Source organism: Paenibacillus kyungheensis (assembly GCF_028606985.1).
Taxonomy (GTDB): Bacteria; Bacillota; Bacilli; order Paenibacillales; family Paenibacillaceae; genus Saccharibacillus; species Saccharibacillus kyungheensis.
In genome coordinates this window covers 3795807-3817685 of sequence record NZ_CP117416.1, presented here as the reverse complement: position 1 = coordinate 3817685, position 21879 = coordinate 3795807, and the positions used below count along the sequence as shown (strand labels likewise).

Genomic DNA, 21879 nt, shown 5'->3' with positions numbered 1-21879 from the left:
ATGTTTTAGTATGGAAAGGATGACATAGCAATGCTGCAACAGAATCTAATCGAATGGCAACAACAATGGAAGCAATTACTGCACCAGTTGGAGCAGAAAGGAGCATCTACAGCATTACTGTGGGAAGAACCAGCTACTGATCAAGAAATCACTGATATGGAACAAGAGTTAGAAGTGACTTTACCAGAAGAATTAAGAAGTCTGTTACAAGACGGTGGTAAAAAAGTCACTATGTACTGGCAGATCACGTATCCACAGACAGCAGCTTTTGATCTATCAGGAGATATAGGCTGGAATATCGAAAGTATCATGTTTTCAGACTTTGGAGACGATGAGCAAATCGATCAAAAGCGTTATTTATGTTTTTATCATGCCGGTAACGGAGATGAACTACTTTTAGATTTGTATAGTAATCCTCAGCGTCCAATGGTATTTCATTGGGGACATGAGACAGGTGAATTTCGTATTTTAGCAGTATCGCTAACAGACTTTTTGAATAAAGTCACAGAGTTGAGTGGAATCGGTGCAGAGGAATGGCAATACACTCCTTTTATCGATAACTGTGGTCTTAATCTCTATAGTCAACAATCGAAGAAGTGGAAGCAATGGATTCATGATTATCTTTATTTTACATTCGAAGAAGCAAAGCAAAATCTTCATCAATTGATTCGTTATACCGAATTGAATGGAGTAGACGATACTATAATTCAAGCCTTCTCCGCGTACCGTCCAGATGATGTATTACAAGCATGGCTTGAACGGCTTCATACCGAACATAATCAATCTATCAAAGATGGGTTACTGGAATATACAGGCTTAATCAACCGTCATCATGCGGCAGATTGGGTGCGTGAGTTATGGAATTTACCGGAAGAGCAACGTATTAATTCGTATATTCTAGCGTACCTGACAGCAATCTGTTTACCAGAAGATGAAGGACTAGAGCGGATATGGCAAAAGATCGAAGAGAAAGAAAAGGAAAAAGGACGCAAACTCAATGGATATGAAGCTAACACAGGGCTGAAGAATTTTCACAGTCGTAAAGTGATTCGTTGGATCAAAGATCGAGTGAATTTTCCATATGATGGTTGGGATGATCTATTTGCAACTTCTCGTCCTCATAGTGAAGATTATAAAGAATGGCTACAAAGCAAAAATGTACATCAACAAATCGCTATTTCTGCTCTGGGCAAACAAACAGAATTGAAGCAAACTTTTGACACAGTTGAACAAATAGAAAGTGTGCGTGTATTATTAGAACAAGTGATGAGCAAAGCAGTGATCAAAAAAGAAAAACGAATTATCGCAGAAGCTTTGTATGTATTGGATCACTATAAGCTTGAATAATTAGATAAAGAATGATGTACAGTGGAGGCTAACTACGTGGTTTTGGTTATATTATCGTGTCTTATTTTTGTGATCACATTAACATTTGTGATCTGGCAACCACGAAATCTATCGATTGGTTGGTCTGCTTGTGGAGGAGCAGTACTTGCGCTTCTTCTAGGTGTAGTTAGCTTTCATGATGTCTGGGATGTGACCATGATCGTCTGGAATGCTACGCTAGCATTTGTAGGTATTATTTTGATTTCGCTTATTTTGGATCGGGTAGGATTATTTGAATGGGCAGCCCTGCACGTCGCTCATATCTCCCGTGGTAACGGTGTACGGATGTTTATCTATGTAGGTATTCTAGGAGCGATTGTATCCGGATTATTTGCAAATGATGGAGCAGCCTTAATCTTAACACCTATTGTACTGGCGATGGTACGTGCTTTGAATCTGGATGAGCGTAAAGTGTTTCCTTTTATTATTGCAGGCGGGTTTATAGCAGATACAACGTCTTTGCCATTAGTGGTGAGCAATCTTGTAAATATTGTGTCTGCTGATTATTTTGGCATTACCTTTATGCAATATGCAGGGCATATGATAGTGCCTAATCTATTCGCATTGATTGCAAGTATCGGTGTATTGTATCTTTATTTCCGCAAAAGTATTCCTCGTACGTTTGAAACTACTCATCTAAAACCACCTATGGATGCAATTAAAGATGTACGGATGTTTCGATTATCATGGATTGTATTAATCGTATTGTTAATCGGATATTTTGTGAGTGAATTTTTGAAAATTCCAGTCTCTATTGTTGCTGGTGTAATAGTCATTATCTTCTTAATTCTGGCACGCAAAAGCCCTATTGTGCCTGTCAAAGAAGTACTCAAAAATGCTCCGTGGTCGATCGTATTTTTCTCTATCGGTATGTATGTTGTGGTCTACGGGCTACGTAATGCAGGCTTAACAGATCTGTTAGCGATACTTATTCAAAAGATTGCTGATCATGGAATGTTAGCAGCTACTATGGGAATGGGCTTTATTGCAGCGATTATATCATCAGTCATGAATAATTTACCGACAGTATTGATTAATGCATTAGCCGTCAAAGCGACAGTGACCTCAGAGCCGATTCGCGAAGCGCTAGTATATGCAAATGTCATCGGGTCGGATCTAGGTCCTAAGATTACACCGATTGGTTCGTTAGCTACGTTATTATGGTTACATGTATTAGCTACCAAAGGAATCAAAATCTCATGGGGAACGTATTTCAAAATCGGAATTATTTTGACTATTCCAACGTTATTTATTACATTGCTTGGATTGTACTTGTGGTTACTGGTTGTATAATTCAAATCTAAATATCTTGATCTCAAAGCAGTACTGTTTCTCAACAAGAAGCAGTGCTGTTTGATTTATTTTCAAATTGTAAACGTTTACAGAATAAGGGTTGAATGTAGTGGCGTATATTATAATGGAAGCATATAATAGTCAATGTAGAACAACTATGACGTTTTTAACAAAAGGCAAACAGTCGGAGGAATGAATTGTGAGAATAGAAAAAGACTTTTTGGGTACGAAACAAGTGCCAGATGAAGCTTATTACGGTATTCAGACGATGCGCGCGGTAGAGAATTTTCCAATTACCGGACAACGTCTACATCCTGAATTGATTCGTGCTATGGCGATCGTCAAAAAAGGAGCGGCGATTGCAAACATGGAATTGTCGCGTCTATATGGCCCTAAAGGGGAAGCGATGGTACAAGCGGCTGAAGAGATTATTGCCGGACAATGGCAAGATCAATTTATCGTTGATCCGATTCAAGGTGGAGCAGGTACATCGATTAATATGAATACCAATGAAGTTATCGCTAATCGTGCATTGGAAATTATGGGCAAAGACAAAGGAAGTTATGTGGATATTAGCCCGAATAATCACGTGAATATGGCACAATCGACCAATGATGCTTTTCCAACAGCAATTCATATCGCAACATTATCGATGATCGAAAAATTGCTTGTAGCGATGCGTGAATTACAACAATCTTTTCAGGTCAAAGCAGACGAATTTGATACAGTGATCAAAATGGGACGTACTCATTTGCAAGATGCGGTACCGATCCGCTTAGGACAAGAATTTCAATCATATGCTCGGGTATTAGGACGGGATATTCGCCGTGTGGAAGCAACCAAAGAAAACTTACTGCATATCAATATGGGAGCAACAGCGGTCGGTACAGGGCTTAATGCTGATCCACGTTATATTGTGCGTGTAGCTGAAATACTGGCTGATATTAGTGGATTTCCTGTAGTGGCATCTGATCATCTGGTAGATGCTACTCAAAATACCGATGCGTATACGGAAGTATCGGCTGCTCTCAAAATCTGTATGATGAATATGTCCAAAGTGGCTAACGATATTCGCTTAATGGCATCTGGGCCATACGCAGGTCTGGGCGAATTGGTACTGCCAGCGCGCCAACCGGGTTCTTCTATTATGCCAGGTAAAGTCAATCCGGTAATGTGTGAAGTAGTGAATCAGATTGCATTTCAAGTGATTGGTAATGATCACACCATCTGTCTTGCATCAGAAGCAGGTCAATTGGAACTGAATGTAATGGAGCCAGTATTGGTCTATAATTTATTGCAATCTTTAGAAATTATGAAGCAAGGATTTACTGTTTTCCGTCTACATTGTGTCGATGGTATTCAAGCGAATGTAGATCGTTGTCGTGAATATGTAGAGCGTAGTGTAGGGATGATTACAGCGCTGAATCCTCATCTAGGATATGAAGTAGTATCACGAATTGCACGTGAAGCGATTCAGACCGGTAAGCCTGTACGTGAGCTGTGTTTACTTTATAACGTACTGACAGAAGAAGAATTGAATATTATTCTCGATCCTTATCAAATGACAGAGCCGGGTATTGCAGGCGAGCAATTGTTGCATAAAGAATAATAGAATCCTTTTTCGTATCAAAACAAGGTATTTTGTTAGTATTAGATGTATTCAATATGGTGCATTGCCTTTAATCAAAGTCAGTTGGCATAAACCTATATTATAAAAAAACAAATAAGCGATGCTTTTTCCTTATCAATAGAAGGATAGCATCGCTTATTTTATGTGGACGACTTTGTAAATGGTTGCGCAATATGAGCAGGAATCAGCAAGCCAAGCGTACTCATTTCTTGCAAAATACAACTTACATGATAATTGTAAATAATCTGCTGAGAAGATACATCCAGTGGCAATTGAGCCATCAGATGACTATGGTGTTGCTCTGGCAGATCCCAGTGATGATGTGTAGGCAATTCATCGGTCAATAGACGAATCATCCGCATATGAGAATACGTATTATGATACACATCAATTTCTTGTTCTAGATGTGCTAGCATTTTTTGTTTATTCTTTTTGAGATGGAATTCAGAAGCATAGGTCTCATACGCTTTTTCCAGATTAGCCATATCTTTTTTGAGCGGGCTAATATGAATATTTCCACCTTCCCGCAGTAATTCATGAGCAAGCTTGGTTAAATGTTTGCGTAATACACTGCGCATTTGCTCCATTAATCGTTCATGATCCGGTGGGAAAACAAGATAATTGACGATTACAGCTACGCCAATACCGATCAATGTATCTGCTACCCGGTGCATACCGTACAAAAAAGGGCTCTCTCCGGGACGTAAATTCAACATAATCGCTAGAAAGACAATACTTGCAATCGATATCGATTTGTTCCAGTGAAGCAAGTTACAAATATAAATTACAATCACAATTCCTATCGCTGAAAAGAGGGCGCTATGTGGATCGATCCAGGCGAAAATAAAACCAATAGCTGCACCTACCAGTGTACCCATCATTCGGTTTTTGCCGACAGTATACGAATTGGTGACCGAGTTTTCCATCGCAATGATAGTTGCAATCACAGCATAGAAAGGATACTCTAATTGCAGAAGTTGTGAGATAATAATGCAAATAAAAACAGCTAGTGCTGTTTTGAGGTTACGCATACCTACTAAAAATTTCATAAGATTTCTGTGATTCCTTTCTACATCGTCAAACGTTTTCTATCGTACATTCATAAGGAGGTTAGATAACCGTATACGCTGATATGCTTTAATACCCGTAAATCGGGGTTATTAAAAATCTATAGTTCACTAACTGAGTGGAGGAATATAATGATTACCAAAAAGAAAATAGTACAGTTCTCTTTAATCTGTACAGCATGTGCAGGACTATTGGTGAGCGGAAGTTCATTATCGTTACCAACAGCTACGACACAGGTCGTAAGCGCCGCAAGTAGCAAAGCAGACCAGAGCACCGATGTTACATCCAAATTACAATTGCTAGGGCAACCTTTCTCGACACCTGCTTACGCGCGTAATGTGTGGGATATGCAAGTCTTTGATGGCAAAATTTATCTAGGTCATGGCAACAGTAGTAATGCACAGCCTTCACCCAATGCAGGGCCGATTCCTATTGTCTATTATAACCCCCAGACCAGTCAATTTGTAACGCAAAAAGTCACATATACCGATCCCAAAACAGGTAAAAAAAGTACAGAAGATGCAACCAATGAAGAGCAGATCGATACGTTCAAAATTCTAAAAGGCAAACTGTATATTCCAGGTAACGACTCCAAAAGTGAAGAATGGAACTTTGGTAACTTTTACACTTTAGATGGAGATCAATGGACTAAGTATCGCAATTTACCAGATGGTATCCATGTATATGATATGGCTTATTATCATGGCAAATTACTTGCAGCCATCGGTACAGATAGTGCACCAAAAGTATTGATTTCAGAAGATAATGGAGCCAACTGGAAAGAGTTAGCCCAGATCAAAGGTATTGGTACAAGAGCCTACAAATTTTTTGAATTTAAAGGAACATTGTATACAGCCGCTATCCTGATGCCAAATAATAATATTTGGAAAGATCAGACCCATCTGCTGGCGATCGATAAAAACTTTAACGTGACCCAACAACAAGTATCCGGAGCTAATTTGCTACCTGGTATGACGTATGTACAGACAGCAGGCAAAACGCCGTATATGAAAATGGGCAAAACGGTGGTCTTTAAAAAGCAACTGGCTTATATTGTAGGGGATGTATATAACGATGCTCAATTAGCTCCAAAAGCGCTAATCGTCACCAAAAATATAACCGATCCTGCGCGTACAGTGACTTTCGCAGATGCAGGAGCATTGCCTACAGATATTATTACACGTCCTAACAAAACATATGTATTGACCTACACCAAGCAAGCTGACGGTTCTTATATCAATCGTGTCTATATGACCAAGAACCTACAAAAATGGACTCAAATTTTACAATTTAAACAAGATACGTACGCCAAATCATTTGAAGAATTGAATGGTGATTTCTACTTCGGTCTTGGCACAGATACCAAGCCTGTTTCTGAATCAGCAGGTAAGATTTTGAAAGTAAAAGCTTCTGATCTGAAAGGGAAGTAATCATTATACACTTAAATAATCGATAACAACCTGAAAGCGACCGATGTGAGTATCTAACTTGCATCGGTTTTATGATGTTTATAACGTTTTATTATTTCGCACCATTTCATTTTTAGAATAGTATTTGCAAGCATATGTATAATGTGTTATATTAATTGAGTGCTCAATAGTTGATGGGTCAATTAATAAGAAGTAATTCAATTGAGAACATGCTATCTGATAGCATTTCTATATAAATGGTTGGTCTTGGACAAGGAGGGACGCTGTGCTTCATTCATCGTCTGAAGATATTTTTAACCAGTTGCAAGGGCTACATCGTCAGATCAGTTGTGTTTTTGAACGATGTGCTGGCATAAGTGCGTCACGCCTACAATTGTTACATCAGCTTTATCAAGTGGAAGAGATCAGTCAGACTTCTTTGCAAAAAACACTTGGTATCGATAGTGCAGCTGTCACTCGACATTTGAAGCAATTGGAAATATCGGGAATGGTGACACGTCGCATGAGTCCTGAAGACAATCGTTTTACACTGGTACAGCTAACCGCAGAAGGTCGGCAAAAAATTCTAGCATACACCAAAGAAAAAGAACAATTTCTTAAAGAGATGCTTCAGAATTTTGAAGAGCAAGAACAAGAGCAATTATTAAATATGTTGCGTCGTCTCAATCAAAATATGAGCGAGATGTAAATAAAAAATATAATTATAACTTACATTTAAAGGAGTTTTCCCATGAATACTGTAAACCAAATTACAAAAACAAATGATTTTAACAAAATTGCTTTAGAGCGTCGTTCGATTAAAAAATACGATCCAACTGTAAAAATTAGCCGCGAAGAAATGACTGAAATTTTGGCAGAAGCTACACGTGCACCATCTTCGATCAACTTGCAACCTTGGCGTTTTCTAGTGATCGAAAGTGACGAAGCTAAAGCTACATTGTTGCCACTTGCGATGTTTAATCAACGTCAAGTAGAGACAGCTTCTGCGGTTATCGCTATTTTCGGTGATCTTCGTCATGAAGAAAATGCAGATGAAATCTTCAATGCTGCTGTAGAAGCGGGTCATATGCCTGCTGATGTAAGAGACCAACAACTTCCATTTGCTAAAGCGTATTATGAAAATATTTCAGATGCTGCACGTAAAGATATCGCATTGATCGATAGCGGTCTTGTAGCAATGCAATTGATGTTGGTTGCTCGTGCCCATGGTTATGATACAAATGCTATCGGTGGATATGACAAAACTAAAATTGCTGAAGCATTTGGTATGGAAAAAGATCGTTATGTACCGGTAATGTTGTTGTCTATGGGTAAAGCAGACAGCGAAGGTCACGGTTCAGGTCGTCTTCCTGTAGAAAAAGTAGCAGAGTGGAAATAATCGTCTACAACGTAGACATGAATACTAAATAAGCTAAACGAAAAAACCTCCTCAGCACGTATCCAGTGCAAGGAGGTTTTTTGCTATGGTTTGAATCCCAAGTAGCTTGATTAAGATAAATTAGCTTGATATAAGATAATGTTAGTTTTTTATTTTTACAGCTAGCATACCTAGATATTCTTTGATCGCTGTAGCCGTAGAAGACATTGCGCTTGCTGACGGGTAAAATTTGCTGAAATACATTGACGAAGGCTGACTTACCCAATAATCGGTTGGAAAAGGTTGCACCGTTAATCCTACACGCTTGAACTGCATCACAGAGCGTGGCAGATGGAACCCAGAGGTGACCAATATCGGATGCGACAATCCTTTTTCTTTTAATATAACAGCGGTATTGTTAGCATTCTGAGCGGTATTAAGTGAACGATTTTCGACCATAAGTTTACTTTCTTCTACACCCATGCCTAAAAGCTGGCGCTTCGCAATATCAGCTTCATTACCGCTATCTGAGAAAACCTGACCACCTGAAAATAAAATCGGTAACCCTGTAATCCGGTGTAGACGTGCAGCTGTAATCAGACGGTTGCCTGCTGATCCATACATATTACCAGTACCATCGATATCAGGTGTACCTTTGGAAGCTCCAGCACCCAGTACAACGATCACATCTCCTTGAAGTTCAGCAATAGTGGGCTGTGGATATTGACGTTCTAGACTACCAATCAGAAAATTACTAACAATGCTAATCGAAGATATGTATAACAATACAGTAATAGCGAGTAACACCATCGCTACATTAAACTGGCTTCTCCATAACCAGACTACAATACCGAATAATAATACTAGAAAAAGTCCGGGAGGAAGCACAAAACTATACAAAAACTTAATAATATAAATCAAAAATGATCAACCGCCTTCTTTATTGCGCACCAGAGACACAATCCATTAGAATCTACTTAGATAATTAAATGTATTGTAACATGGTTGTATCGATCATAAAACCAACCACCCAAATAAAGACAGCTCAGATATACACAGATCCCAATGATCGGTGATATCAAGCTGTCTTTATAGTGTAGTTAACTATTTGGTTTGTTTTGGGTATCAGCAGAAGGTTGCTCTAACTCTGGCCATTGAATATGTTGCTTGGTATGACTGAGCTTTTCGTAAAATAACAATGATCCCTTGCGGAAAAAACAAGACATTAAATGCATCAAAAAACTAATATCGATTACAAATAAAAGTAGACTACATAGCGCACGCCAAAAAGTATGAATATCTGGCAAAACAATCGTATCACTAAGAATATTATTGAGCCCAAGAAATACCCAGTACAGCAGACCATACCGAATCGTCAAAGCTAGCAAAGACACTCTCGAATGATCAGGATGTGTGCTACTTACATAGATACGGACGATCCATTTTCCTACCGTAATTCCATGTGTCCAATAAGGAATAAGAATATAGTAAATACTACTAGATATCCAAAAAGGAACAGGAACATCATTAAGTGTCAGCAAGATCATCAATGTATACCAGATAAATAGATCAATCATAAAAGCAACAGCACGGCGAGTATACGATACACGCTTACTGGAGCGATCAATATGCAGGTCTAGATGTTCAATACGGGGTAGACGCTTCGCAATCCATTCTGCAATCATAAATCCAAGCATACCGCCTAGCGTATTACATAGTAAATCATCCACATCGAATATCCGATAAGCATGATCATAAATACCATAGATTCCGGTCAATTGAGTCGTTTCGAAAAAAAGCGATAATAAAAACGATAAGATCAATCCATTAACCCAGCGCACTCTAAAGTAATAACGCAAAAACATCCCAAACGGTATAGTCAGCAAAATATTAAAGATCACTTGTAAAAAAGCTCGCTCGACAAACATATGCCAGTAAGTAGAAGGATGCGCAAACGAAACCGACGTTTCTTTCAAAAAGTCATATACAAATTGCAATGGCAACAATTGTAGATCACCATTAGCCAATGCTGGATTATGACGTGAAGAAGGTAAAGGCAAAATCACCAGAAAAAAAGCATTCATCAGATACAGTAACAACAAATAAAGTGTAATCGCACGTACTTTGTGAATATAACCATATTTGCGATACTGTACAATCAGAAATGGCAATGTAAATAAGGCAGCTACAAACGGAAACGCGATAAAAGCATAGGCAATCGGAAACAGATAAGATTGATACATTGGTATGACACCTGCCAGCAAAAAGATTGTATTTTTAGTCTAATGTATCTTTACATCGTGTTCAATTCTACTTAATGAGCAGATTTGCGGAACTTAAAGATAGACCATACAATCAGGAAAGCCAGGAAGATCAAGCAAGCTCCAATACTGATTCGATTATTAGCATCAAATATAAACAACACTGCAATAATCATCAGGCACAGCGTAGTAATCCCTGTAATATAAGGATAACCCCAGATACGGAATGTAGGTTGAGTCGGATAAGAACGTCTTAATTTTAATTGAGACAGACAGATACTAATCCATACTAACAACACGACAAAGCCGGGTACTGCAAGCAAAATGCCGAATACTTGATCCTGTGCTACATAAGCCAGCATAGATCCACCTAAAAGCACAACAGCACACAAAATCAGACTGTTGATAGGGACTCCTTTTGCAGATGTTTTGGCAAGTGCTTTGGGTGCTTCATTATTCGTAGCCAGTGAATGTAACATCCGCGTTGCTCCATAGATTCCAGAGTTGGCAGCAGACAATACAGCTGTAATCAGAATAAAGTTCATAATATGAGCTGCACCTTGTAGCCCTGTAGAAGATAATACTTGTACAAATGGACTGGTCTGGTCACTAAGCTGGTTCCACGGAATCAATCCACAGATGACTAGAATCGGTAAGGTATAGAATAAAACAACACGCAAAATAAAACTTTTTACTACTTTAGGTAAAATTTTATCTGCATTTTCTGTTTCGGTTAATGTCAGTCCGATCAGTTCAGAGCCACCGTAAGAGAACATGACGACGAGCAAAGCAGATATAATAGCTGTCCACCCGTTAGGGAAAAATCCACCATGAGCTGTAAAATTGCTCAAGTAAGGTGTAGGATCACTAGGAATAATACCAAATAACAACAAACCACCTAGTACGATAAAAATAATAATCATTCCTATTTTGATCCCTGCAAGCCAGAATTCAACTTCGCCTAGATTACCAACACTCATCGTATTAATTAACAAAATAAAAACAGCACTTGCTAGACTGAGTATCCAGAGTGGTACATCAGGCATCCAGTACTGAAGAAAGCTACCCGCAGCAATAACTTCTATCACACAGACCGATAACCACATAAAGCAGTACAACCAGCCCACAATAAAAGATAATCGTTCGTCAAACGCTTGGCGGATAAAGTCTTTCATATTCATATTAGGATAAACGGTAGCCATTTCAGCAATAGCACCCATTACTACTAATAGCAATATACCTGCGAAAATGTAGGTGAAAATAACCCCGGGTCCTGCTAATCCTATCGTTTCGCTACTTCCTTTAAAAATCCCTGTTCCGATCACGCCACCCATAGCCATAAATGTAATATGACGTGGACGTAATTTTTTCTGCAATGAAGCTTCTTCTTTGACGTTCAACGTTCCAATCCTCCTTCATAAATACACACACTATATATATATCGTTCGTTCAGACTATCTATATTACACCAGAATGTGAGCATGAGAAATGAATTTAAATATGCAGTGCTATATCCTTATATTGTGCGAAATAATGATAGCGCTTACAATATAAAAGATTAAATAATAAGGGGGAATATTAATGTTAAATAAGAATGTTTATATAATATCTGTATTAGTGTTTGTTTTGCTTCTATTAACGGTTTTACCTGTTCAAGCACAAGCTGCATCGACCACATTTATTAATCCAGTAGCACCTTACTCATCGGCCGATCCTTTTGTTATGAAGCATACCGATGGTTATTATTATTTTGTGCATACGTCGCAGAATTGGGACAAAATAGATATTACTCGTTCTTCTTCATTAAGCGGAATCGGAAATGGAGAGCGCAAAACAGTGTTTACCAGGTCAACAGCGAACTGTATAGGCGCTAATTGCTATTCTAGCAATATTTGGGCACCGGAATTAAATTATATTGATGGCGCATGGTATCTGTATTTTTCAGCAGGAAGTAGTGAAACAGGTACACCGAATCAACGGATGTGGGTGATTAAAAATACCAGTGCGAATCCGTTACAAGGCACATGGTCGGCACCGATTAAATTGAAAGATAGCAATGATTGGTGGTCGATCGACCATACGGTGGCTAACATCAATGGACAATTATATATCGCATGGTCACAGATCGCTCCGAACCAACCGCAACAGATCGCTATTGCCAAAATGAGTAGCCCTACAGCGATTCAAGGCAAAGCAACTATTATTTCTAGTCCCACGTATGCATGGGAGACTTCCGGTGGAACAGTGAATGAAGCTCCTGCTTTTATTACGCATGGCTCCAAAGTCAATCTAACCTTTTCAGCCAGTGGATGTTGGACAGATGATTACAAGTTAGGTCTACTCAGTGCTAATCTTACTGCTGATCTAACCGTTGCTAGCAACTGGACGAAAAGTGCTAATCCTGTTTTTCAGAAAACAAATACTGTTTTTGGACCCGGTCATAATAGCTTTGTCAAATCACCAGACGGCAAAGAAGATTGGATCGTCTACCATGCCAATGATGGTTCAGGTCAAGGATGTGCAGAACAACGAACGACTCGTATTCAGAAAATAAGTTGGAATGGAGATACTCCTGTGTTGGGATCACCGGTAAGTTCTGCTACAGCAGTTACTCGTCCTTCTGGTGAAGGTACAGGCGATATTTTGTACCGTATTAAAAATAAAAACAGCAGTAAAGTATTGGCTGTATTCAATGCTTCTACCGCAGAAGGCGCTAATATTCTGCAATGGACATACAATGGTACAGGAGATCAACGATGGGCGCTTGATCCTGTATCTGGTGGATTTTTTAACTTGCGAGCCAGTCATAGTGGGCGGTTAGCTGGAGTAACCGGAGCAAGCACAGCAGATGGAGCAGATGTTGCACAATTTGCTTCAACAGGCGCGACCAGTCAACAATGGAGCTTTACCCCGACACAGAATCAATATTTTGAAATTAAAAATCGTAATAGTGGCAAATTACTAGATGTGACCAATGGAAGTTTGGATGATGGTGGCGATGTCAAACAATGGAGCGATCTGAATAATACGATACAACAGTGGATTTTTGAACGAGTGAATTAAACGTTTAGTCATATAAACACGACAAACTATAACAAAAAGAAGAAGCAGAACAAATCTGCTTCTTCTTTTTTTACTTTTTCAGTACACTTGCAAGCACGTCATCGATCATTTGACCGTTCGCAATAGCACCTGTATATAACCAGCTAGAATCAGCGCTAAAATCGTACACATGCCCTTTTTTAACAGCAGGGATGTTTTGCCATACCGCAGGGCTAGTGATTTCTTCTTTAGACTTTTCGGTACTATTAATCAAAAATAAATAATCAGCATCCAGATCTGTTAACTTTTCTAACGAAATCGCTTGCCAGTTCGCTTCTCCTGATTTGGAAATTTCCTCTACCACCGCAGGAGCGGTTAAGCCTAGATCGTTATAAAGTACATCTCCACTGGATAAATTACGACTGACTACATAGATACTTTTGCCAGTTACCCATAGAGCCGCAGCAGACTCGCTACCGATTTGCTGTTGCAATTGTTCTTTGGCGGATTTGGCTTTGGTCTCATAATCAGCTAATACTTTTTTAGCTTGATCGCTTTTGCCAAGTACATCGCCAATCGTTAGTAACTCTTGACGCCAATCGTTGTTTTGCGCTTTGCCGACTACATACGTAGGAGCAATCTGATTGTATTGCGCATATTTATCGCCAGCTACCATTTCTGCGCTATCCATCAAGATCAGATCAGGATTGGTATTCAGCACAGCTTCATAAGGAAGTGTAGAATCAATCGGTGGAACGTTAGCTAACTGCTTTTGCAAATAACCTTGTGTATTGCCTTCACCAATTGCCCATTGAGCAACAGGTGTAACGCCTAGAGCTACAAGAGGATCTTCAAGGTAAGAAGCCAGTATACGTTGCGGATTAGCAGGTACAGTGACTTTGTTACCGATCGCATCTGTTAATGTCCGTTCTGTAGCAGTTGATTCTGTAGTGGCTGTGTTTTCAGTACTTGTTGCTGGTGCTGTTGTAGATGTACTTGAAGAACAAGCACTTAATAGTAACACCAGACTTAATAAAATAGCTGTTGCAGAGTAAGCAGTCTTTCGATTCATTTGTGTGTTCCCTCCACCAAGTTGTTGACAATGATTATCATCCTCATCGATAGTATATCTTTAAAAGCACATCATCACAATGAAAAGTAGAGAGAACTTGTATATTTTCTTGAAATAGAGGGAGAGCACCTTTATCGAATCGGAAAATATCCTGTCTTTTTCACCAATAGCTGACCTTGCTCGGATAAAATCCAATTTATAAAAGGTTGAATATTGGGATTGACCGAAGATGTTGTATCTTTTTTACGAGACGAAGCAGTAATCGCATAAAAAGGAGTAATAATCGGATACTTCTCATCCCGAATTGATGCTACATCTGGATACACACCATCTATAGCGAGTAGACGGATATCATCATTGGCATTCATTTGTGTTGCAAAATAGTGAAACGAATAGCCAATTGCGTTTTTGTAATTACGATAATCTGCGGTCTGTTCGATAATACCGCCCATTCCTGAAGCCACATCATCGACAATCGGAGTCATCGGTTGCTGATCACCCATCCAGCGTCGTAACATTGCTTGACTTCCGCTATCTTCAGGACGTTGAAATGCTCGGATGGGATCGTCATTGCCACCTACTTGCTTCCAGTTGGTAATTTCACCGGTATAAATCTGCTTGATCTGTGTAGAAGTCAGACTATGTACAGGATTATTTTTATGTACAAAAAATACAAAAGCTTCTCGCCCAATCGGTTGCATATTCAATTGTAATCCTTTAGCTTGAGCTGATTTCTGCTGTTCTTTGGATGGAGCAGCAGCAAAGATTATATCTACATTGTGATTGATTAAGCGTTGGTATGCTTTGCCTGTCCCTGTAATCCGAACAATACTTTTCGCATCATCAGGCTCATAATCTTGAGCAGGATAGACAGCTTTGACAAATGCAGAGTAGAGTGGATATAAAGCAGTTGCACCATCAAGCACCGGTAATTGATCCTGAGCAGACAATGTATAGGTAGAAGGGTTGTCCAGTGTTGATACTTTGCTATGATCTGCAAACGGACGATAATCATCTACATTTACATCTTGTTCACTCACAATCAGATGTTGATCATAAGCACGATTCACATGATATCCAATAGCAATCACAACAAACAATCCCAGACAAAGCTTGACCCCTATTGGAAAAAAGCGATGGCGAGCAATCGGCTGAATATTGCTAAGAATGACTGCGATAATCATAAGACCTGCGATCACTATAATAAAAGGGATATAAAACTTTTGCATATTGCTAAATAGTGCAACTCCCACCAATCCTACAACAGCTAGAAATAGTATAGCTAAAATAGCTCCAAAGCTTGCAAAAAAATGATCAACTCTGTCTCTTTTCAATCCAAATCCTCCTTTACAATCCTATTCACCACTCTGTGTGCATCCTATTTTCAGCTTGGCATTTATTGTACTGAAGAGTTTGCAGGCACATCTGTAAAATCATTTATCTGCAAAATAATCGGGCAATGATCGCTACCCATAATCTGATGATCTATTGAAGCATCAGCAAGATAAGGAGCTAGACGTGCAGAAGCTATAAAATAATCAATCCGCCATCCGATATTACGCTCACGTACTTTGGACATATACGACCACCAGCTATATACATCAGTAGTATCTGGGTAGAAATAACGGAATGTATCGATAAAGCCAGTGTTCAACAATTCAGTCATTTTACCGCGTTCTTCAGTCGTGAAGCCTGAATTGCCATGATTAGACTTGGCATTTTTGACATCGATATCAAGATGAGCCACATTGAGATCCCCGCAAATAATAACTGGCTTGACCTGATCCAATTGCTGAACATATTGACGAAAGCGATCTTCCCATTTTAAACGATACGGGAGGCGTGTTAAGTCACGTTTGGCATTAGGGGTATAGACATTCACAAGGTAGAAATGTTGAAATTCTAACGTGATCATCCGACCTTCTTCTTCAAAATTCTCTTCTAGCCCGTAATGAACAGAAAGAGGTGCGATTTTGGTAAAAATAGCTGTGCCAGAATATCCTTTTTTGACAGCATAATTCCAGTATTGTTGATACCGATCCCCATGATCCAGTTCAATCTGACCGGCTTGCAACTTGGATTCTTGGATACAGAAAATATCAGCATCCATCTGATCAAAATACTCATTAAATCCTTTTTTTACGGCGGCACGCAGTCCATTTACATTCCAAGATATTAATTTCATAAGTTACTTATCCTCCTTTGTCAGACTTTTCATAGTGTACCATAACCAGTTATGATAAGAATCTAGCGCTTGAACTCATAAGCGCATTCTACAATATTTTACATTCATCAACACCAAAGGAGCTTATTGTGAAAGTATGTTTGCTTATCCATGGGTTCACAGGAGGAGAACATGAAGTCTCTCCGTTAGCCGAATATTTAGAAGCGCAAGGATATACTGTCAAAATGTTTACCTTACAAGGGCATGGTGGCAGTAAAGCGGATCTTAGAAATGCCACTCGTCTTGATTGGATCGATAGTGCTGAAGTTGAATTACAGCAATTGCTAACTACATATCCTAAAATACACCTGATCGGCTTTTCAACAGGGTCATTAATTGCGGCTCATTTAGTGGTGAAATATCCGAATCATATTTGCTCGTTGACAATGTTATCGACGCCTGTGTTTCCATTAAATCCGCAGCAGATTATTCGAACACTGTATCAATGGCCGATGGTGAAAGCTTATATCCGTAATTTGTTTGTTGTGCCTTCTAAAGCAACACGTGAATTTTACCGGATTGTTCACGAATCATTTACGATCTATCCTCATATCAAAATCCCTGCACTTATTGTACAGGGAGATCAAGATCATCTTGTTAAAATGAAAAGCGCTTCTTATCTAGCAGAACATATAGGCACACCGGATACCAGAGTGATTATTGTACCTAAAAGTGGACATTTAGTCTGTTATGCAGAGCGTAAAAGTGATTTTTTTGCAGCTGTTCAAGTCTGGATCGATACTCACCATTTTACGTCTCCACAGTCATAATATGTTGCTGCATATTGGAGGCAAGACCTCCTACTTGTACCTGCTTAATAGCACCGTCATCATGCAGTTGTATAGTAACAAGCAATTGTGAAGGCACGTTCATCGTATATCCTTGTTCAAATACAAAGGGTGAAGTACTTGTTGCCGGAATCAAGTTATATTGATGCAAATAACACATTAATGCCCCTGTCGATGTTCCTGTAGCACTCTCTTCGGGAATATCGTATAGTGGAGCAAAATTACGACATTGTGCGATAGCATCACTATGCGTATCCAGTGTAAATAGATGATATCCGACAACATTATACGTTTGAGAAATACGCTTAATACGGTCAAAATTGGGAGTTATACGTTGTAATGTATGTAATGAACGGATAGGGACAATAATATCACGTAATCCTGTCGATACGATCTGCACAGGTGCTTCTTCGTATAATTCGTCTACAGCGATTCCTAACGAATCTGCTATCTCTTGTCGATTGATTTCGATATCAAATTGAGGCGGTGTCTGTGTCAAAAAGACATGATGATCATCTTCAATATGCACATCCAGTATGCCTGCTAACGTTTCTATGCGATAGTGACCTGCAACGATATGATTTTGCGTTACCATTAAGTAAAAGCTAGCAATCGTAGCATGTCCGCATAAATCGACTTCATGATTAGGTGTGAAATAACGAATTCGATAATCAGCAACAGTAGAAGGTAGAATAAAAGCAGTCTCAGAAAATCCTAATTGCTTGGCAATATATTGCATTTGTACAGTCGATAAATGACTTGCTTCTAACACTACACCTGCCGGGTTACCGCCTTGATTTTGATACGAAAAAGCATCTAATGTATACACTTGAATGTCCATTTGTAATCTCCTTTCTTAACTATACGAAAGTATATCATGATCAAAAAGTGATTCAAGGAGCAAATTTGACTGTAATAAGGTAATAGCAGAAGTTCACAATAACGCATTTTATATTGTTTCCATTCCTCTTTTTAGCAACTAAATTGCTATTCACAGAAATATATGCTAGAATCCTACCGATGCTTTAATACAGCTTAGTCCCACTCCTTTAGTGCGTTACATTCTCCGTTTGGAGCGTGTATATTCGATTCAGGCGGATCAACGTCTCTCGGATGGACAGCCCGGCATATAGGACCGGTCAGAAAATCAAAGTGGAGGTTATCTCAAAAGATGAAAAAATTACCCGCTCTTCTTATATCTTGTGCATGTTTGTTCGGTACAGCTACGGTGGCTACGCCAGCCCATGCATTAATGCTGACACAAGGTATGCAAAATGAACATGTAAGTCAGGTACAGGAGCAACTGGCTTCACGCGGATATTTTCATGTTGGCGTTACCGGTTATTACGGTCAAATTACCAGCAAAGCCGTTAAAAATTTCCAAAGAGACCATGGTCTAATTGCAGATGGAGTCGCTGGCCCTGCTACATTAGCGAAGCTCAATCCATCGGGTAAAGTGAGCAATCATTCACTCAATATGCTAGCTAAAATTATTTATGCTGAAGCTCGTGGTGAATCATTCCGCGGACAAATAGCGGTAGGCGCAGTCGTGCTAAATCGTGTACAATCCAATCAATTCCCTAATTCGATCTCTGCTGTCATTCTACAACCAGGGCAATTTACAGCTGTTCAAGATGGACAGTATGGCATGAAGCCGAATCAGATGGCTTATGATGCAGCAAGACAAGCATTAAATGGGGTTGATCCGACTAACGGTTCACTGTACTATTACAATCCTAAGATTGCGACATCCAGCTGGAGTATTGCACGTCCTAAAGTGATTTCTTTAGGTCAACATACATTTACGAACTAATCCAATCAATATACATGAATACTATGATCATATAGCCGTTTTGCTTATTCTGTCAGTACAGGAAAGCAAAGCGGCTTTTTGTTTACACCAAAGAAGTCCATACAGATAATACTATTTTATTGGCTATATCTATGATTTCCTTACCCAATTGACTGATCATTTGGCACACTTTGGGTAATATATACCATAAGCTTGTATGATATTGATAAGGAGGGCTGATATGAATCAAATTGCGGTACAACCTTATTACAAAGTAGAGCGCAAAATCGATGGACAAGAACAACAGCATTGGATCGATGAACGGATGCTTATTTTATATCATGATCGAGTAACGACCCACCGAAGAGAATTTGCTATTTTGGATGTATTTGATATGTCGTATCGCACATTTAGCGATGGCGAAGGATTCTTTTATTTGCATACACGCAAGGGCGTATTTTCATATATGATTCGTGATGATCCTTCTTTGTTTATTCAAGCATTCAAAGAATCTTCTTCGTCTTCCAAACTGTATTTTAAGTGATATAGCAAACTGTCTCCAGGCGAATATAGTAGACAGTACAGATCTATATTTTGATAGTTTAGCCCTAATGATAGTTAGGGCTATTTTTATTTTGTGAAAAACTTTGAGATAATAATAAGATTATGAATAGAAAGAGAGATGAGTAGTATGGATTGGTTACAACCAGAAGTAGCATCAGAGTGGCGACAAGAAGGTAAAACATATGCACATGCTATTAATGAATTTGTACGTATTGGTATAGCAAGTGATTGGCAACAAGCCCAAGCAGAACCGGAGGAAGACAAGCGTCCTATGTTAGCACCAGATATTATGCAAATGATTATAGCAGCGAATCAAGCTGATGATATAGAGCGTCTACATGAACAGGTGCCTCCAGCATCTTCACCTTTGACCCCACAATTTGAAGAATCTTTACAACCGGTATGCCCGGTAGGATATATTCAAGATTATGTTGTAGTCGAAGCAGGCAATACGCGTGAACATCGCCGATTGTATTTAGCCAATACAGAGCAACTGATCGAAATTAAAAATGTATTGCGTATCGGCATGTCTACAGACCAGCAGTATATAGCCAAAGTCACGACAGCAGGGATTAGTGTTGTACATAACCCCGATCTTGCTTTACATGGAGATCATACCGCTTATTTTAGTTGGGAACATATTCAGCAGACACTTAAAAAGAAATTAGCACGCTGGGAATCGCTAGCTGATTGTATATCCCCTGTAGATATTCTGATCGATATTATTCCATTTGCATCAGGAACCAAAGTATTGTTGATCAGTGCATATGGTATTTATATGATCGAAGGCAAACAAGTACATCTGTTATATCCTGAAATCGAAGAGGTAGAGTCGTACGGAGAGGACTATACGACGATATCGGTTGATATGGCGCATGGAGCGGTCTCTTCAGACAGTCGCTGGATTGCTTACGGTAGCCAGATGAGTGAACATTACTTGTTAGATACGTATACGCAGAAAATACACAAATTTGAGCCAGCTTCCAGTTATCCGCATTACAGTCTATTTACGCAAGATAATCAAAGTGTATGGTACAATGCTTGTCATTTTTATAATGGAGCAACGATCAAAGTAGATCTTAATGATATTCAAAAAGATGTGCTCAACGAAGAAGATGAATTACCACTTATGGATCAAGAAATGCGTGTCTATGCAGGGGCTTCATTACAATCAGGTAATATTGTAGGCGATGCTTATGGATATCTGCGCTTGATCGATCATGATGGACAAGAAATATGGCGTTATTTTGTAGGCAGTACGATAGTAGGTATTGTCGTATCACCTGATGAAAAGTGGCTGGTCGTAGGCACACATGGTGGAATGGCACACTGGATTGATTTACAAAGTGGCTCTAGAGATGAGTATACGATCGGGACAGCACCGATTCGTGAACAGAGCCGCTGGATTCTCTGGAAAGATCAACAACCGTTACGCTGGTAATCAAAGTGAACATGTACAGTATAGAGAAAGGAGTCTATTCATGAGCAATTGGATTGTAGGCGAATTAGAAGTAAATCAAGAACGAGCAATATATCCAGCACTGACGTTAGCACAAGTATTACAATCTCAATGGTATAGCGATTATTTTACAGAAATTCGAGATATGAATAATGGTTATGTATGGTACTCTTTTCAAGATGTACCGATTAGTTCTCACGTATTCTCTGTGTCTTTGTTATTCGAAAATTCAGTATTTCGCATGACGATGATGAGCATTTCTCATCCAAAGTATGGTCAATCCTGGGACGATTGGACAGAAGCAAAAGAGTTGCAACGCAAGCAAGAACATGATGCTTTGCTCCGCCAAGAACTAGAACGTAAACCAGATGTTCGACGCTCCAAGCCTTATCCTTATATCGAATATAAAGTAGCCTATGGCAGCATTAGTTCATCGTATGATCCTCGTTCTGCTAGTTCTTCGATAAGTATTACCTACACGTAACAGAATGCTATATGTATACAACGCAAAAA

20 protein-coding genes are annotated in these 21879 nt (G+C 39.2%); 12 read left to right on the top strand and 8 right to left on the bottom strand.

What is annotated here, in order from left to right; translation table 11 throughout:
* Window positions 1-30: 30 nt before the first annotated feature.
* From PQ456_RS16305 to aspA, 3 genes are all read left to right on the top strand, one after another.
* A complete protein-coding gene (locus tag PQ456_RS16305; RefSeq protein ID WP_273613238.1) occupies window positions 31-1347 on the top strand; it encodes an SMI1/KNR4 family protein in 1317 nt (438 codons plus the stop codon).
* Window positions 1348-1383: 36 nt separating this feature from the next.
* On the top strand, window positions 1384-2679 hold the full coding sequence (locus PQ456_RS16300) for an arsenic transporter (protein ID WP_273613237.1): 1296 nt from the start codon (window positions 1384-1386) through the stop codon (window positions 2677-2679).
* A 199-nt stretch (window positions 2680-2878) separates the two neighbouring features.
* Complete coding sequence (gene aspA / locus PQ456_RS16295) at window positions 2879-4288, top strand: aspartate ammonia-lyase (RefSeq protein ID WP_273613236.1); 1410 nt, start codon at window positions 2879-2881, stop codon at window positions 4286-4288.
* A gap of 161 nt (window positions 4289-4449) precedes the next feature.
* Here the strand turns inward: aspA and PQ456_RS16290 are convergent, their stop codons facing one another.
* Window positions 4450-5358, bottom strand: coding sequence for an FUSC family protein (locus PQ456_RS16290; protein ID WP_273613235.1), 909 nt, complete (start codon window positions 5356-5358; stop codon window positions 4450-4452).
* Window positions 5359-5508: 150 nt separating this feature from the next.
* Between PQ456_RS16290 and PQ456_RS16285 the strand changes: the two genes are divergently transcribed.
* The 3 genes from PQ456_RS16285 (at window position 5509) to PQ456_RS16275 (ending at window position 8185) form a co-directional block, all read left to right on the top strand.
* Window positions 5509-6807 (top strand): hypothetical protein, encoded by a 1299-nt coding sequence (locus tag PQ456_RS16285; protein ID WP_273613234.1) that lies wholly within the window; start codon window positions 5509-5511, stop codon window positions 6805-6807.
* Between the two features lie 265 nt (window positions 6808-7072).
* Window positions 7073-7495, top strand: a complete 423-nt coding sequence (locus PQ456_RS16280) for a MarR family winged helix-turn-helix transcriptional regulator (protein WP_273613233.1) — start codon at window positions 7073-7075, stop codon at window positions 7493-7495.
* 42 nt (window positions 7496-7537) lie between these two features.
* Window positions 7538-8185 carry a nitroreductase family protein gene (locus PQ456_RS16275; RefSeq protein ID WP_273613232.1) on the top strand — a complete coding sequence of 216 codons (648 nt, stop codon included), beginning with the start codon at window positions 7538-7540 and terminating at the stop codon, window positions 8183-8185.
* A gap of 141 nt (window positions 8186-8326) precedes the next feature.
* Here PQ456_RS16275 and PQ456_RS16270 read toward each other — a convergent pair whose 3' ends face one another.
* The 3 genes from PQ456_RS16270 to PQ456_RS16260 form a co-directional block, all read right to left on the bottom strand.
* Window positions 8327-9085, bottom strand: coding sequence for a YdcF family protein (locus PQ456_RS16270; protein ID WP_273613231.1), 759 nt, complete (start codon window positions 9083-9085; stop codon window positions 8327-8329).
* A 179-nt stretch (window positions 9086-9264) separates the two neighbouring features.
* On the bottom strand, window positions 9265-10407 hold the full coding sequence (locus tag PQ456_RS16265) for a VanZ family protein (RefSeq protein WP_273613230.1): 1143 nt from the start codon (window positions 10405-10407) through the stop codon (window positions 9265-9267).
* A gap of 71 nt (window positions 10408-10478) precedes the next feature.
* Entirely contained in the window at window positions 10479-11825 is a 1347-nt protein-coding gene (locus PQ456_RS16260) for an amino acid permease (RefSeq protein WP_420540619.1), read from the bottom strand.
* Window positions 11826-12006: 181 nt separating this feature from the next.
* Here PQ456_RS16260 and PQ456_RS16255 point away from each other — a divergent pair, with 181 nt between their 5' ends.
* Entirely contained in the window at window positions 12007-13488 is a 1482-nt protein-coding gene (locus PQ456_RS16255; RefSeq protein WP_273613229.1) for a family 43 glycosylhydrolase, read from the top strand.
* 70 nt (window positions 13489-13558) lie between these two features.
* Here PQ456_RS16255 and PQ456_RS16250 read toward each other — a convergent pair whose 3' ends face one another.
* From PQ456_RS16250 to PQ456_RS16240, 3 genes are all read right to left on the bottom strand, one after another.
* Complete coding sequence (locus tag PQ456_RS16250; protein ID WP_273613228.1) at window positions 13559-14539, bottom strand: iron-hydroxamate ABC transporter substrate-binding protein; 981 nt, start codon at window positions 14537-14539, stop codon at window positions 13559-13561.
* A 131-nt stretch (window positions 14540-14670) separates the two neighbouring features.
* Complete coding sequence (locus PQ456_RS16245; RefSeq protein WP_273613227.1) at window positions 14671-15873, bottom strand: PstS family phosphate ABC transporter substrate-binding protein; 1203 nt, start codon at window positions 15871-15873, stop codon at window positions 14671-14673.
* 62 nt (window positions 15874-15935) lie between these two features.
* Window positions 15936-16724 carry an exodeoxyribonuclease III gene (locus tag PQ456_RS16240; RefSeq protein WP_273613226.1) on the bottom strand — a complete coding sequence of 263 codons (789 nt, stop codon included), beginning with the start codon at window positions 16722-16724 and terminating at the stop codon, window positions 15936-15938.
* Window positions 16725-16852: 128 nt separating this feature from the next.
* On the opposite strand from PQ456_RS16240, the gene PQ456_RS16235 reads away from it, so the two are divergent.
* Window positions 16853-17533, top strand: coding sequence for an alpha/beta hydrolase (locus tag PQ456_RS16235; RefSeq protein ID WP_273613225.1), 681 nt, complete (start codon window positions 16853-16855; stop codon window positions 17531-17533).
* On the opposite strand, the gene PQ456_RS16230 is transcribed toward PQ456_RS16235, so the two are convergent.
* Window positions 17514-18392: a PhzF family phenazine biosynthesis protein gene (locus PQ456_RS16230; RefSeq protein WP_273613224.1), complete on the bottom strand. Its 879-nt coding sequence runs from the start codon at window positions 18390-18392 to the stop codon at window positions 17514-17516. The two genes, PQ456_RS16235 and PQ456_RS16230, sit on opposite strands and share 20 nt — an antisense overlap.
* Before the next feature lie 330 nt (window positions 18393-18722).
* Here PQ456_RS16230 and PQ456_RS16225 point away from each other — a divergent pair, with 330 nt between their 5' ends.
* The 4 genes from PQ456_RS16225 to PQ456_RS16210 all read left to right on the top strand — a co-directional run bounded on the left by PQ456_RS16225 (window position 18723) and on the right by PQ456_RS16210 (window position 21850).
* Window positions 18723-19364: a cell wall hydrolase gene (locus PQ456_RS16225; RefSeq protein WP_273613223.1), complete on the top strand. Its 642-nt coding sequence runs from the start codon at window positions 18723-18725 to the stop codon at window positions 19362-19364.
* A gap of 220 nt (window positions 19365-19584) precedes the next feature.
* Window positions 19585-19887 (top strand): hypothetical protein, encoded by a 303-nt coding sequence (locus PQ456_RS16220; RefSeq protein WP_273613222.1) that lies wholly within the window; start codon window positions 19585-19587, stop codon window positions 19885-19887.
* A 147-nt stretch (window positions 19888-20034) separates the two neighbouring features.
* Window positions 20035-21348, top strand: a complete 1314-nt coding sequence (locus tag PQ456_RS16215) for a YncE family protein (RefSeq protein WP_273613221.1) — start codon at window positions 20035-20037, stop codon at window positions 21346-21348.
* A gap of 40 nt (window positions 21349-21388) precedes the next feature.
* Entirely contained in the window at window positions 21389-21850 is a 462-nt protein-coding gene (locus PQ456_RS16210; RefSeq protein ID WP_273613220.1) for a hypothetical protein, read from the top strand.
* Window positions 21851-21879: the final 29 nt, after the last annotated feature.